The sequence below is a fragment of the Flavobacterium sp. DG1-102-2 genome, assembly GCF_033042555.1.
Classification (GTDB): Bacteria; Bacteroidota; Bacteroidia; order Flavobacteriales; family Flavobacteriaceae; genus Flavobacterium.
The window spans coordinates 62,266-76,980 of record NZ_JAWLIK010000007.1; the positions used below are offsets into that span (position 1 = coordinate 62,266).

The 14,715-nt window shown below is 42.1% G+C and carries 9 protein-coding genes; 8 read left to right on the forward strand and 1 reads right to left on the reverse strand.

Annotated elements, in window-relative coordinates; translation table 11 throughout:
* Nucleotides 1–2: 2 nt before the first annotated feature.
* On the reverse strand, nucleotides 3–3,059 hold the full coding sequence (locus R1T16_RS11355; protein ID WP_317501226.1) for a TonB-dependent receptor: 3,057 nt from the start codon (nucleotides 3,057–3,059) through the stop codon (nucleotides 3–5).
* Between the two features lie 227 nt (nucleotides 3,060–3,286).
* Here R1T16_RS11355 and R1T16_RS11360 point away from each other — a divergent pair, with 227 nt between their 5' ends.
* From R1T16_RS11360 to R1T16_RS11395, 8 genes are all read left to right on the forward strand, one after another.
* Nucleotides 3,287–4,318, forward strand: coding sequence for a LacI family DNA-binding transcriptional regulator (locus R1T16_RS11360; RefSeq protein ID WP_317501227.1), 1,032 nt, complete (start codon nucleotides 3,287–3,289; stop codon nucleotides 4,316–4,318).
* Between the two features lie 202 nt (nucleotides 4,319–4,520).
* Nucleotides 4,521–6,110 (forward strand): MFS transporter, encoded by a 1,590-nt coding sequence (locus R1T16_RS11365; RefSeq protein WP_317501228.1) that lies wholly within the window; start codon nucleotides 4,521–4,523, stop codon nucleotides 6,108–6,110.
* Nucleotides 6,110–6,766, forward strand: a complete 657-nt coding sequence (pgmB, locus tag R1T16_RS11370; RefSeq protein WP_317501229.1) for a beta-phosphoglucomutase — start codon at nucleotides 6,110–6,112, stop codon at nucleotides 6,764–6,766. The genes R1T16_RS11365 and pgmB overlap by 1 nt, the downstream gene beginning before the upstream one ends.
* A 1-nt stretch (nucleotide 6,767) precedes the next feature.
* Nucleotides 6,768–9,077, forward strand: coding sequence for a glycoside hydrolase family 65 protein (locus R1T16_RS11375; RefSeq protein WP_317501230.1), 2,310 nt, complete (start codon nucleotides 6,768–6,770; stop codon nucleotides 9,075–9,077).
* Nucleotides 9,078–9,285: 208 nt separating this feature from the next.
* On the forward strand, nucleotides 9,286–11,124 hold the full coding sequence (locus tag R1T16_RS11380) for a glycoside hydrolase family 13 protein (protein WP_317501231.1): 1,839 nt from the start codon (nucleotides 9,286–9,288) through the stop codon (nucleotides 11,122–11,124).
* A 20-nt stretch (nucleotides 11,125–11,144) separates the two neighbouring features.
* Nucleotides 11,145–12,581, forward strand: coding sequence for an alpha-amylase family glycosyl hydrolase (locus R1T16_RS11385; protein ID WP_317501232.1), 1,437 nt, complete (start codon nucleotides 11,145–11,147; stop codon nucleotides 12,579–12,581).
* A gap of 203 nt (nucleotides 12,582–12,784) precedes the next feature.
* The gene (locus tag R1T16_RS11390) at nucleotides 12,785–13,471 is read left to right on the forward strand and encodes a glycerophosphodiester phosphodiesterase (protein ID WP_317501233.1); all 687 of its coding nucleotides are present in this window, start codon (nucleotides 12,785–12,787) and stop codon (nucleotides 13,469–13,471) included.
* On the forward strand, nucleotides 13,468–14,685 hold the full coding sequence (locus R1T16_RS11395) for an NAD(P)/FAD-dependent oxidoreductase (RefSeq protein WP_317501234.1): 1,218 nt from the start codon (nucleotides 13,468–13,470) through the stop codon (nucleotides 14,683–14,685). The genes R1T16_RS11390 and R1T16_RS11395 overlap by 4 nt, the downstream gene beginning before the upstream one ends.
* The last annotated feature ends 30 nt before the right edge of the window (nucleotides 14,686–14,715 follow it).

A 14,715-nucleotide genomic window follows, 5' to 3' on the forward strand; every position in this document is an offset into this window, starting at 1 on the left:
TTTTAGAAGTCAAAGTTTAACCCAAAGCTCCATAGTCTTGGGCGTGGATAAAAGTTACTGTCAAGCGAATTGAAGTTCTCAGGATCCTGACCAGAATACTTGGTTACTAAAAACGCGTTGTTTACTGCAGCATATATACGTACTGACCCATAACCCGGTTTAATGATGTCGTTAAACCTGTAACCAAGTGTAATGTTGTCACATCTTAGGAAAGCTCCGTTTTGAAGGTAATAATCTGATAACGGAATAGGATCCTGTATCGTGATAAAACGTGGGTCTGCTGCTCCGTCATAAAAGTTAAGCACGTTGTTAAGGCTGTTTGAGTTGTTAGGTACAGGCCTGTTTACCCATCCACCCTGAAGTTTAGCAGCGTTGTAAACCTGTCCGTCAAGCTGCCCATGGAAACTTGCCGTCAAATCAAAGTTCTTATAGGTAAAGTTTGTGCTGAAACCAAAAGTCCAGTTAGGGCGAAGTGCTGTATAATACCTGTCGTCAGATGTTATTGTGCCGTCACCGTTACGGTCTTTGTAAGCGCCTACGATAGGGCGGCCTGTGCTGTCATACAGCTGCTCATATACATAAGCAGAATATGGCTGGTAGCCTACCGCATGTCTCTGGAAACTTACACCTGTAGAAACAGGCAGTCTTCCTTCAGATGCGTCGATAGATGACCTGTCGCCAAGATCTGTAACCTCTCCGATGTTATAAGAGATGTTACCTAAAAGTTCCCAGCTAAAATCTTCTGTTGTAATTGGCTTAAGGCGAAGGTCTAACTCCACACCTTTGTTTGTAAGCGAACCTACATTCTGGATGATCTCGTTAGAAAGATATTGTCCCGGTGGTACACTTGTTTTAACAAGAAGGTTGTCGGTATCTCTTTTGTAAACATCTACACTACCTGATAAAAGATCGTTTTTAAAGAAAGCAAAATCAACACCTACGTTATATGTAGTTGTAGTTTCCCATTTAAGGTTGTCGTTAAATGCCAGTGGGCTGTAAGTGTTGTAGCCAGGAAGATATTGTCCGTTAACATCTCCCGGTTCAAATAGGGCAGATGTAGGGTAATATCCTGCAACCTGTGTGATATCCTGCTGACCTGTTTTACCATAACCTAAACGTAGTTTAAGGTTAGTAATCGTTTGGTTATCCTTAAGGAAATTCTCATCTGTAATCCTCCATGCAAGCGCTGCTGCCGGGAAGTAAGCCCAACGGTCGTCTTTCCTGAAGAATGATGAACCATCGGCCCTCATTGTAAATGTAAGCAGGTATTTGTCTGCAAGGTCAACATTTACACGTCCAAAATAAGACTCAAGCACCGATCTATTATAATACCTGTTATTTGGATTTTGCGGGTTAAGTATCTCTTCACGGCTTCCTGTTGTTGTATTGTACCTGAAAAGTTCTTTATTTCCGTCATTTACAAAATCCTGGAAAGTGTGTCCTGCCTGTGCATCTATACGTGTAACAAAACCTGTCAGGTTTTTTGTGTAGGCAAGGTAAGTGTCTAAAGTCCTGTTTGTAATATGTTGGTTTTCGCCGGTGTTTTTACCCGGATTGTATTTGTACTGGCCTGTAGTGTTATCAAGCTGGTATGAAGCAAAAGCCCTGTCAGTATAGGTTTCAGAAATAGTAGCACGAGACGCTTCTACACCAAGGTTTACGATAGCCCTTAAGTCGGGAAAAAAGTGCAGTTTATAATCTAACTGAAGGTTAGCAAGCAATTTCTTGATTTCTTCCGGCCTGTTTCTTTCTCTTAAAAGGTTTACAGGGTTGTATTGTCCGTCAAGTTTGCCTGTATTAGGGTCAACTACCTGTGCATAACTTCCGTCAGCATTATAGATAGGTTTTGTAGGGTCCATGTTAAGTGATCCTGCGATAACAGAAGCTTCATCTATGGCATTCTTTTTTGTTTTAGTCCCCTTTGCATTGAAGTCAATTTTAAGGTGGTCATCAAAGAATGAAGGCGTAATTTTAATAGCTCCGGTGTAACGCTCATAATCACTTGTTTGTACAAGCGCCTGGTTTTTCATATAACCTACAGATGCTCTTACAGGAAGCAGGTCAAATAATGTACCGCTTGCACTAAAGTTATTATCTGTCATTATTGAAGTTCTCATAATAGCCTTCTGCCAGTCTGTGTTAGAAAGTATCCTTCCTTCAATTTCAGGCGTTGCAGGGTTGTCTACTAAAGTGTTAGACGGGTCGTCTACACCAAGTTTATTGGTAAGGTCAGGATGGTATTCCTGGATAAATTTGGTAAACGTCTTGCCGTCCATCATATCTACTGTCTTGCCTACTTTACCAAAGGCAACATTAGCAGAGTAGTTAAATTTAACAGCGCCGCCACCTTTCTTAGTGGTAATGATAATTACACCATTAGAAGCCCTTGAACCGTAAATTGCAGTTGCAGAAGCATCTTTCAACACTGTAAACGACTCAATGTCGTTAGGGTTAAGAATAGTAAGCGGGTTGCTTGAGCCTGCAGGGCTCACGTAATCAAGGGGCACACCGTCAATTACAATAAGTGGGTTATTCTGCGCATTTAGCGAGCTTCCTCCGCGTATCCTGATGTTTGGGGCAGCGTCAGGCTGACCGCCTGAGTTTGTTATCCTTACACCCGGCGAACGGCCTGTCAGCAGCTGATCGGCATTGGCAATGGCACCTTTATTGAAGTCTTTAGACGATACAACGTCTACGGCTCCTGTTGCGTCTTTTTTGGTAGTGCTGCCGTAACCGATAACTACCACCTCCTGAAGCTGCGTTGCATCTTCTTTAAGACTCACATTTAAAGTAGCCTGCCCGGTGTAGTCAATTACCTGGTTTGTGTAGCCTATATAGCTAATAACCACGCGGCTTCCGGCCTGAAGATTTGTTAGGGTAAAGTTACCGTCCATGTCGGTAGATGTACCGTTTTGGGTACCCTCTACGATCACGTTTGCGCCGGGTATGGGCTCCCCGGATGTGGCATCGCTAACTTTACCTTTTAAGGTGCTCTGTGCCAGCACACTAAATGGTAACAATAGCAATAAAAGCAATAACTTTGAGTAGATTGTTTTCATACAAGTTGTTTAGGGTTAATTTTGGGTTTTGTACTTGCTTATATTTCACTTTCAATGTTAAAATTATGTAAATTCTATTATTAAAAAAACGTTTTCGTAATCTTGGAGTACCGATAACGTTTGCGTGTTGAAAACTTTCTATTTTTTGCTGAATTTCAGTAAGATAATTGTTACTAATAAAATTAAGGACTATCTTTATTTTTAAAACCACATTTTAACGTCTTTTTATGAAAAGAAAGGTAACCCTGAAACAAATTGCAAAAGAGCTTGATGTATCTATTTCAACAGTGTCTAAAGCGTTGAGAAACAGTATAGAAATAAGCGAGGACACCCGACAAAAGGTTCAGGCTTTTGCAAAACTCTATAATTACAGGCCAAACAACATCGCACTGAGTCTTAAGAATAAGAAAACCAAGACTATAGGTATTATAATTCCTGAAATTATACACCATTTTTTCGCTACTGTAATTAGTGGTATCGAGCAGGTGGCAAACGAGAATGGATATAACGTTATCGTGTGCCTTAGCGATGAGTCTTTTGATAAGGAAGTAATCAATATGGAAATGCTTGCAAACGGCAGTACTGACGGCTTCATTATGTCGCTCTCTAAGGAGACAGAGCAAAAGAAGGATTTTCATCACATCGTTGAGGTTATCAATCAGGGAATGCCGGTTGTTATGTTTGACAGGGTAACTAATGATGTGCTTTGCGATAAGGTTATTATAGACGATCAGCTGGCTGCTTATGATGCGGTAGAATTTTTGATTAAACACGGCTTTAAGAACGTGGCGCTTGTTACAACGGTAGACTATGTCAGCGTAGGCAAGCTGCGTACCGATGGTTATATTAATGCACTTAGCGATCATGACCTGCCTATTGATGAAAATCTTATCGTCAAAATTGAGGATATTGAAAACTGTGCCTCTAAAATAGAAAAGCTCCTTACTGAGAACAAGCCCGATGCTATATTTGCTGTAAATGAGTTGTTTGCGGTAACCACCATAAAACTAGCAAATAAAATGGGACTGAAAGTGCCTGATGATATTTCAGTTATAGGCTTTACCGATGGCATCATATCGCAATTCTCTACGCCAACGATTACTACAGTAAGCCAGAACGGAATAAAAATGGGCGGGCGCGCCGCAAAAATGCTTATTGAACGTCTTGAAATGGAAGAAAGCGAAGAAGAAAATGAGCAATATCGTACAGAATTAATAGATACACACCTGGTAGAAAGAGAATCTACGTCAACGTTGTAGTTTTTGTTAAGGTATTTATTATCAATAAAATATAAAAGTGATTCCGGCCATAGTGCCGGAATTTTTTTGCATCAAAAAAGCTTTCAGATAAAAAAACAATTATCTTTGTCCTGATTATCAAAGCTTATACTTCACTTTCAACCATAAGTTTTTGATAAGCACATAACGCGCTTATCGTTTTAATAACCATTAAAATACGATAATGGAAAAGCGTAAATTAAGTTTCTGGGAAATTTGGAACATGAGTTTCGGATTCCTGGGGATACAAATGGGTTTTGCCCTGCAAAATGCTAATGTGAGCAGGATATTCCAGACGCTGGGTGCCGAAATTGACGACATTCCTGCATTATGGGTAGCCGCTCCCCTCACCGGACTGATAGTCCAGCCTATTATCGGATATTTTAGCGACCGTACCTGGACAAGCCTGGGTCGTAGGAAACCCTACTTTTTAATGGGTGCACTGCTGGCATCTGTAGCCTTATTCATTATGCCTAACTCACCGGTGCTTTGGTTTGCGGCAGGTATGCTGTGGATACTGGATGCGTCTATAAACATTACCATGGAACCCTTCAGGGCTTTTGTGGGCGATGTGCTTAACGACAAGCAGCGTACCACCGGTTTTGCGATGCAGAGCTTTTTTATTGGGCTTGGTGCTTATGTAGCTTCTAAGCTGCCTAACATACTTACCTACTACAATGTGAGCAACGTGGCTCCGGCAGGCCAGATTCCTGATTCGGTGAAATATTCTTTTTACATAGGCGGCGCGGCATTTATCATTACGGTATTGGTTACCATTTCTACCACAAAAGAATATTCGCCTAAAGAGCTGGAAGCTTTTGAAAAGGCTGAAGCCGAGGAATACCACACCGAAGAGCGTCCTGCATCTTGGTTTAAAGCCAATGGCAACACGCACTTTGCGATAGGTATAATTGCACTTATTATAAGCGCAATATTTACCTGGTTCATTGCAGCTTACGAACTGAAGAAAGATCTCTATGTACTTTCGCTGGGGCTTATTGGCTTAGGAGGTGTGGCATTGGTCATATCGGGTATTTTCCAGAAAAAAGAAAACTACCGCAATGGTTTTGTAACCATCATGAACGATTTTCAGTTCATGCCAAAGGTTATGAAACAGCTTGCTATAGTTCAGTTCTTTACCTGGTTTGCGCTGTTCTCTATGTGGATATACACCACAGGAGCTGTTACCGAACATATTTTTAAAACTACCGATACTACCTCTGTAGCCTATAACAATGGCGCTAATGTGGTAAACGAAATGTTCGCCAACTATAACCTTGTGGGGGCAATTGCAGCATTCCTTTTACCGCTTATCGCAAAACGTACCAGCCGTAAGTTTACCCACTTTATGGCACTTGCAGCGGGAGGGGTTGGGCTCGCGTCTATTTATTTCTTAGGAAATTCGGGCACGTTTAACGATGTTATCTTCAGGATAGGTTCAGAAGATAATTATTTCAATTTTACGTTTTATATGTACGACCTGAGTATGATGGGGGTAGGTATAGCCTGGGCCAGCATATTGTCTATTCCGTTTGCCATGCTTAGCGGTTCGCTGCCGGCATCTAAGATGGGGTATTACATGGGCGTATTTAATTTCTTTGTTGTGATACCGCAATTGCTTGCCGCATCAATACTGGGCTTTTTAGTTTCGTTCTTCTTTGATAACGAACCTATCTATGCACTGCTGATAGGCGGTGTATCTATGGTATTGGCGGGCCTAATGGCGCTATTGGTAAACGACAAGGCAAACATCAACATCAATCAAAAATCATAATGAATCCAAAAGCATTTATTTTCGACCTTGACGGGGTTATTGTAGATACTGCCAAATACCATTACCTGGCATGGCAAAAGATTGCAAACCGTCTTGGAATAGATTTCACACATGAACACAACGAACTGCTGAAAGGCGTGAGCCGAATCCGTTCGCTTGATATTATTCTTGGGCTTGGCAATGTAGAAGCCGCCGAGGAAGACAAAGAAAAATGGCTGGTAGAAAAGAATGAAGACTATTTAGGTTACATCACTAACATGAATGCCGACGAAATTTTGCCCGATGTAGAAAGGATATTACAATACCTGAAAGACAACGGTCAAAAGATAGCTTTAGGTTCTGCCAGTAAAAATGCAAGGCCAATACTTGAAAAAGTAGGTATACTGCATTTTTTTGATGCCATTGTAGACGGTAACGATGTTACCAATGCCAAGCCTGACCCTGAAGTGTTTTTAAGGGCTGCGCAGATGTTGGGCATTGCACCAGACAATTCGATTGTATTTGAGGATGCTGTTGCGGGAGTGCAGGCTGCCAATGCTGCTAATATGGTAAGCATAGGCATAGGCGATACAAAAACACTGCATGAAGCACAATACAACTTTAACGATTTTACAGAGATAGATACTGATTTTTTACAAACATTAGTCAATAAATAAGATGAACCAGGATTATATAGTACCGGATAATTGGTCGGTAATAGAAGAAGGATTTGATGCAGAAAGGGTTAAATCTTCCGAGAGTTTATTTAGTATAGGCAATGGTGCCATGGGGCAGCGTGCTAATTTTGAAGAAAGCTACTCAGGGTATACCTTTCAGGGAAGCTATATAGCAGGTATTTATTACCCCGACAAAACAAAAGTGGGGTGGTGGAAAAACGGCTACCCTGAGTATTTTGCAAAAGTGCTTAACGCTCCTAACTGGATAGGCATAGATATTACCATAAACGGCGAGGCGTTAGACCTTAATGCATGTACATTTGTCAAAAACTTTAAGCGCGAGCTTAACATGAAAGAGGGCTGGTACAACCGCTCTTTTGAAGCTGCGCTCCAAAACGGCACGGAGGTTAAGGTAAACGTTAGGCGTTTCCTTTCTTTAGAGGCAGATGAGCTTGGTGTGATCAATTTTCAGGTTACACCATTAAACAGGGCTGCGCAAATAACATTTAGCCCGTATGTAGATGCAGGTGTTACTAATGAAGATGCCAACTGGGAAGAAACATTCTGGGAACCATTGAGCGTTGAGCACAATGCTAACGAAGGTTTTGTAACTTCAAGAACATTTAAGACCCACTTTAACGTGGCAACTTATATGCACAATAGCGTCATGCTTAACGGCAGGGATGCAGAAGTACTTCCCACGAATGTAGAAACTACAAAAGACAAAGTTCAGTTTAGCTATACAGTAGAGGCAAACCCTAACGATGTTGCAGCAATAATTAAGTTGGGTGGTTATACCGTTTCGCTTAACCATGCTAATGATAAATTAATTGATGCTGCGAAGAGCGTGATCGCTTCGGCGAATGTCAAAGGATATGATGCCCTTTTAGAAGAGCAGAAGCAGGCCTGGGCTGCTATATGGGAAATGGCCGATATTACCATTGATGGCGATGTAAAAGCGCAGCAGGGTATTCGCTTTAATATTTTCCAATTGAACCAGACGTACCTTGGTAAAGACCCAAGGCTAAACATAGGCCCTAAAGGGTTTACCGGAGAAAAATATGGAGGAAGTACTTACTGGGATACCGAGGCATACTGCATACCATTCTATATGGCGACAAAAGACCAGCAGGTAGCGCGTAACCTCTTAACGTACCGTTACAACCAACTGGATAAAGCTATTGAAAATGCTGCCAAACTTGGTTTTACAAACGGCGCAGCGCTATACCCTATGGTAACCATGAACGGCGAGGAGTGCCACAATGAGTGGGAAATTACTTTTGAGGAAATTCACCGTAACGGGGCTATCGCATTTGCAATCTATAACTACTACCGCTTTACCGGAGATTACAGCTACATTCCTGAAAAAGGACTTGAGGTACTTATTGGTATTGCGCGTTTCTGGCAGCAGAGAGCTACGCTTTCGGCACAGAAAAACCAGTATGTTATACTGGGTGTTACGGGTCCGAATGAATACGAGAACAACGTAAACAACAACTTCTATACTAACTATATCGCTAAATGGTGTATTGACTACACAGTAGAGCAGATTACAAAGGTAAAAGAAAATTACCCTGTAGATCATGACCGCATTATGGCAAAAGCTAAACTTAATGCGGAAGAGGTTCGTAAATGGAAAAACGTGTCAGACAATATGTATTTCCCATATTCAGAAGAATTTGGGGTATATCTGCAACAGGATGGTTTCCTCGACAAAGAATTGGTGAAAGCAGCTGACCTTGACAAAAGCCAGCGCCCTATCAACCAGAAATGGTCGTGGGACAGGATACTGCGCTCGCCATACATAAAACAGGCTGATGTATTGCAGGGCTTCTACTTTTTTGAAGACCACTTTACAAAAGAGCAGCTTGAACAGCATTTTGATTTCTATGAGCCGTTAACGGTACACGAATCGTCTCTTTCGCCATGTGTGCACTCTATACAGGCTGCCGGACTGGGCAGGATGGAACAGGCCTACACTTTTTACTTAAGGACATCGCGCCTTGACCTTGATGATTATAACAAAGAGGTAGAAGAAGGCTGCCACATTACCAGTATGGCAGGAACATGGATGAGCATCGTGGAAGGTTTTGGCGGAATGAGGGTTAAAGACGACACCCTGCATTTTGAACCAAGGATACCGGAGCAATGGAGAGGATACTCCTTTAAGATCAACTTCAGGAACCAGGTGTTGCAGATATCTATCGAACCGGGTGAAACTAAATTTAGCCTTGAGGGAACACAATCGTTAACCGTTTATGTAAATGGCAAAGCAGTAAATGTTGAGCCAAATACACTTGTTACAGTATAATTTTTCACAACCTGCAAGGTCTTAAAGACCTTGTAGGTTTTATAGACCTCACCCCAACCCCTCTCCAAAGGAGAAGGACTAACTTCACTCGAATCATCAGGTCTGAGTGGAAAGCCTCTTTCCTTTGGAGAGGGGTTGAGGTAAGGATAAAATATAATTCTCATTTTCGATTTGAAAAGATATCGAAAGTTAGACCAAACAACAATAAATGAAAAAATTACTAAGCCTTTTATTGCTTTTCTGCGGAAGCGCAATTTTTGCACAGATACAAAGAACCGAACCGCCATTCTGGTGGAGCGGTATGCATAATCCTGAACTCCAAATCGTGTTTTACGGTAAGGATATTGCAAAATACACACCATCGGTATCAAACAATGTTGTGATTACCAATGTGGTTAAAACAGAAAATCCTAACTATGTGTTTGTAACCATAGATACTAAAAATATCAAGCCAACGGAACTAACCTTTTCGTTTAAGGAAAAGAACAAGACTGCCTTTACCCAAAAGTATTCGCTAAAAGAGCGTAAGGCGGGTTCGGCACAAAGGGAGAGCTACACATCGGCGGATATGATGTACCTTATCATGCCCGATCGTTTTGCCAACGGTAACCCAAATAATGATTCGGAAAAATCGGTTACTGAAAAAGTCGACCGTTCTAATCCTAACGGGCGCCATGGGGGCGATATAGAAGGTATTATCAATAATCTTGATTACATAAAAGAGTTGGGTGCTACCGCAGTTTGGGCCACGCCATTGTGCGAGGATAACGACTCGCGTGGTTCATACCACGGTTACGGACAGAGCGATGTATACAGGATAGACCCGCGTTATGGTACTAACGAAGATTACCTGCGCCTTTCGGCAGAAGTAAAAAAGAAAGGCATGAAGCTGGTGCTTGATTATGTTACCAACCACTGGGGTGCTGAGCACTGGATGTACAAAGACCTGCCAACCTATGAGTGGGTACACCAGTTTCCGGGCTATTCGCAGAGCAATTACCGCATGGCGACACAATTTGACGTTAATGCGTCTAAAGTTGATAAACGCCAGTGTGTAGACGGCTGGTTTGTGCCAAGTATGCCTGATCTTAACCAAAGCAATCCGTTAGTATTAAATTACCTGACGCAAAATGCGATCTGGTGGATAGAGTATGCTGACCTTGACGGCTTTCGTGTAGATACCTATAGCTATAATGACAAGGAGGGTATTGCTAAATGGACTAAAGCCATTACAGACGAATATCCAAAATTCAACATTGTGGGTGAGGTATGGATGAACGACCAGGCACAGATGGCCTATTGGCAGAAGGATAGTAAAATTGGCGCAATCCAAAGCTACAACTCGCACCTGCCGTCGGTTATGGATTTTACAGGAATGGATGCATTGGCGCAGGCCTTTAACGAAGACGATGCCGGTTGGGACAAGGGTATGTACAAGATGTACAATAACCTGGCTAACGACTTTTTGTATCCTAACATAAACAGTATACTGACTTTTGCAGAGAACCATGATACAGGCCGTTTAAACGAGATCTATAAAAACGACTTTAAAAAATATCAAATGGCTATGGCTATCCTGGCTACAGAGCGCGGTATTCCGCAGCTGTATTATGGGAGTGAGATAGGCATGGCAGGCGACAAGGGCAAAGGCGATGGGGATATCCGTCACGATTTTCCTGGTGGCTGGAAGGGCGATGAACACAATGCATTTACCGCGTCAGGCCGTAACGGACAGGAAAAGCAGTACTTTGATTTCACATCAAAACTCTTTACGTGGAGGAAAGGTAAAGCAGTGATACATTCTGGCAAGACCACCCAGTATTTGCCGTATGACAATGTGTATGTGTACTTTAGGTATAACGAAAAAGAGACTGTTATGGTATTGGTAAATAACAGTAAGGACGCTAAAACCTTTGGTACGGGACGTTTCGGCGAAAGCCTTAAAAATTATAAGTCAGGTACAGATGTGATTACAGGTAAAACGGTTAACGTTACGGGTGAGATCACTATGGAACCGAAAAGTGTAATGGTGCTGGAACTTAAATAAGCAATTAAAGAAATTATTATATGAAAAAAACACTTCTTTTAGCGACATTGCTTGCAGCTTTTGTAAGCTGTAAAGACGATAAGAAAGTTTCGGAAGAAAAAGAAACTGCCCAGACAGAGAAACTTGCACCGGTAAGTGATGCCATGATGGAAAACAGCATTATTTATGAAGCTAACATTCGTAACTATTCGCCGGAAGGTACTTTTAATGCCTTTACAAAAGATATTCCGCAGCTTAAAAAGCTGGGTGTAAAGATACTTTGGGTAATGCCCATTTATCCTATTTCTATGACCAAAAGGAAGGCTACGGGAGATAAATCTATTGAAGATATTACAGATCCTCAGGAGAAGAAAAAATACCTGGGCAGTTGGTATGCTATTTCTGATTATACTGCTGTAAATCCGGATATGGGTACGCTTGAAGATTTTCAAAAGCTGGTAAAGACAGCTCATGATAACGGCATATACGTAATTCTGGACTGGGTAGCTAACCATACCGGTTGGGACCATAAGTGGATAAAAGAACACCCCGAATATTACCAGCACAATGCAAAAGGCGAAGTTACAGAACCTATGAACCCTGATACAGCCGAACTATGGGGATGGACTGATGTTGCCAAACTGGAATATACCAACAAAAAAGTATATGAACCCATGCTGAACGAAATGATGTATTGGGTTAAAGAGCAGGGTGTGGATGGTTTTAGGTGTGATGTGGCCGATAACGTGCCTGTTGACTTCTGGAATTATGCCATCCCGAAACTTAAAGAAGTAAAGCCTCTTTTTATGCTTATGGAAAGCGAAAAAGAGCATTTGCTTAAAGGCCAGTTTGATATGGGCTACGGTTTTGAAGCACACCATGTAATGAACGATATTGCACAGGGCAAAAAAACGGTTGCCGACTGGGATAAGCTTATGGTGCACCTGTCTCAGAAATTTGAGAAGGACGATATCATGATGAACCTTACCAGCAGCCACGACGAGAATGCATGGAGTGGAAGTGAATATGAGCGTATGGGAGACGCAGCAGAAACATTTGCTGCACTTACCTATGTAATGCCGGGTATGCCGCTTATTTATACCGGACAGGAGTATGACAACAAGCGCCGCCTTAAGTTTTTTGAGCAGGATCCTATTGATAAAAAAGTAGGCCATATGTTTGGCATATATGAGAAGCTTGGTAAGCTTAAAAACAACAATCCTGCGCTGGATGGTGGCAAAAAGTCGGCACCTTACAAAAGAATTGCAACCTCTGCCAATATAGCCGTACTTGCCTTTGACAGGGAAAAAGGAGAAGATAAAGTAGTGTACATTGCTAACCTTACTGCAAAGCCGCAAACTTTCACGGCTTCTGTTGAGGGTGATTATACCAACTACATGAGCGGAGAGAAAGTTGCCCTTAAAAAGGGACAGCAATTTAGCTTTAAGCCATGGGAATATTGGGTGCTTGTAAAATAACCGGAATAGTTTTTTAATTTTTCATAGCTGGAAAGCGCAGATTGTAAAGTCTGCGCTTTTTATTTTTATACGTCATCATCGCGAGTGAAGCGAAGCGTAACGCGGCGATCTTTTAGATTGCTTCGTCGTTGCTCCTCGCAAAGACGATGCTTATAATGAATTCGTAGGCAAATCTATTTATCTTTACAAAAAATCTATTTACTATGGCGGCAATTTTAAAAATAGGGCATCGCGGTGCTAAAGGCCATGTGGCCGAAAATACGCTGGCTTCATTTCAAAAAGCGTTAGATATGGGTGCAGACGGCATTGAGCTTGATGTACACGTTTGTGCAACGGGCGAACTGGTCGTGATTCACGATTTTACCGTAGACCGAACCACAAACGGTAGCGGCGAAGTGCACAAGATGACACTATCTGAACTTAAAAAGCTGCGTGTAGATGGAGAACACACTATTCCGTTGCTGGATGAGGTGCTGGCGCTCGTAAACCGTAAATGCCTTGTGAATATAGAAATGAAAGGCCGTCATACCGCAAAGCCGGTTTCTGATTTTGTAGATGCTTATGTTAAGAGCAGGGGCTATAGCTATGATGATTTTATAGTGTCGAGCTTTCAGCGTGAAGAGTTATTGATCATGCACGAAGTGAATAAAAATATACCGCTCGGTATATTAACACAGGCAAGCGTTACCCAGGCTTGGGAGTGGGCAATGGAGTTTTCGGCGAAAGCCATACACCCCCATTACAGCCTGTTGACAGAAAGTAATGTAAAAAAAGCACAGCAGGCAGGGCTTAAGGTCTACACCTGGACTATAAATGATACCGAAGACATAGAGCGTATAAAATCGTATCATGTAGACGGTATAATATCTGATTTCCCTGAGTTACTATGAGTAAAAGTTTTGATGTTATAATTGCAGGCGGCGGCGCTGCAGGATTTTTTACGGCCATTAATATCGCCGAAGCCAACCCCAATTTGAAGATCGCAATTTTAGAAAGAGGTAAAGAAGTACTTTCTAAAGTACGCATATCGGGCGGGGGGCGGTGCAATGTTACGCATGCGTGTTTTATACCCGATGACCTGGTTAAGTTTTACCCAAGGGGGGAAAAGGAACTCAAAGGGCCTTTTAACCGATTTTGTTCGGGAGATACTATCGAATGGTTTGAACGCCACGGGGTGGAACTGAAGATTGAAGAAGACGGGCGCATGTTTCCGGTAACGGACAGTTCGCAAACTATAATAGACTGCTTTCTGGACGCGTCAAAGAAACTGGGAGTCCAGATCTTAATGGGCGAAAGCATACAGTCGCTTTACAGGTCTGACACACATTGGAAAATAGAAACCAACAATAATGTTTTCCTGACAGCAAAGCTCGTTATGGCTACAGGCAGCAACCCTAAAATGTGGGATATGCTGGCCGAAATGGGCCATAAGATTATTTCGCCTGTACCTTCATTATTTACATTTAATATTAAAGACCCAAGGACTAAGGACCTTATGGGTGTTTCGGCAATTGCCTCTGTCAAGGTAAAAGGAACAAAGCTTGAAGCCGCAGGCCCGCTGCTTATTACCCATTGGGGTATGAGCGGCCCGGCAATACTAAGAGTTTCAGCCTGGGGTGCAAGAGAATTGTTTGATAAAAGTTACCAGTTTACGCTTCAGGTTAACTGGCTTAACGATATTGATGCTGACGACTGCGAAAATCAGCTTAAAGAGCTGAGACAGGAACACGCTAAAAAAATGGTAACCAAATTCTCGCCGTATGATTTTCCTAACCGTTTATGGCAAAGCCTTGTAAACGCAGCGGGCATTGAGCCCGAAACGCGTTGGGCAGAACTCAATAAAGTTCAGCTTCAGGCATTGGTACAGCAGCTTACTAACGGGCATTTTCATGTAAACGGCAAAAGCACCTTTAAGGAAGAGTTTGTTACAGCAGGCGGTGTAGATCTTAAAGAAGTGAATTTTAAGACAATGGAAAGCAAATTTTTACCAGGTATGTATTTTACAGGAGAAGTACTGAATATAGACGCCATTACAGGCGGTTTCAACTTTCAAAATGCATGGACCGGAGGTTATATTGCGGCGCAAAGTATTGTGGTTGAGTAATTTGTTTTTTAAATTGTTTGTTTTTTAACG